Origin of the sequence: Bartonella sp. SD1336NMGDW (genome assembly GCF_042193565.1) — a bacterium.
Classification (GTDB): Bacteria; Pseudomonadota; Alphaproteobacteria; order Rhizobiales; family Rhizobiaceae; genus Bartonella; species Bartonella grahamii.
The window spans coordinates 1-820 of record NZ_JBHILW010000086.1 but is presented as its reverse complement, the minus strand read 5'-3'; the positions used below and the strand labels follow the sequence as shown (position 1 = coordinate 820).

Below are 820 nucleotides of genomic sequence, written 5' to 3'. Positions count from 1 at the left end.
GCCCTGCGATCACAACAAAAACACCACCACTTTGAAGGACACCTTCGGATGTATTCTTCAGAAAGGCTTGTTGCGGATCGGCGCCTTCTTGTGTGCTTACCATCAAATGCAAATCATCGGTTGCAATAAACGTCCCTTGATTGGTAAATGCACCAATATGAGCATCGACACTCTCACCGCGCATTGTGCCGTTATTTGCAACCCCATCACGCACTTGAAGGGTTAATGCTCCTTCTTGAGCTTCCACAGTCCCTGCTTGGGTTAAAGCATCAGCACTTAAAACCACATCATAACTTAAAATCGTGCTCTCTTGAGAGGTTGTGAGCATGCCCCCCGCTGTCAAGGCAACCTGCTGCATACTGACAATATCACCCGTGTGATTGAGGGCACCATGGGCATCCAGCGTTATCTTCCCATTAGACCAGACAGTGCCTTCTTGGATCAGGGCACCGTGATGCGCATAAAGGTCAATTTTTTGCTCTGCCACTAAGCGCGCACGTGATGTAAGCTCTGCTGCTTCCACCAAAAGAGAGCCGCCGGCGCTATAATGTCCAGCGCCTACAGTGAGCGCATCATCGGCGCTCAAGACAATATTCCCCTTGGCACCAATATGGTTGTTTAAAGCGGTGATTTGATTGGTTTCAATGGTTAGATCGCCAAGGGAAGAAACCCCTGTTTGATCATTGTCTTGCATGCGGCTTAGATCAATTGTTGCTGCTTGGATCTCTAAGAGATCACCAGCGGCTATCCGCCCATTCCCCGCCTCAAGCTTTGCTGCCTGTAAATGCAAAGAACCCGTCGCTGACTGTTGACCATCACT

1 pseudogene is annotated in these 820 nt (G+C 49.4%); it reads right to left on the bottom strand.

From position 1 onward, the window contains the following. Positions 1-820 (bottom strand): annotated as a pseudogene (locus ACFIKH_RS09265) (filamentous hemagglutinin); the annotation flags it as partial.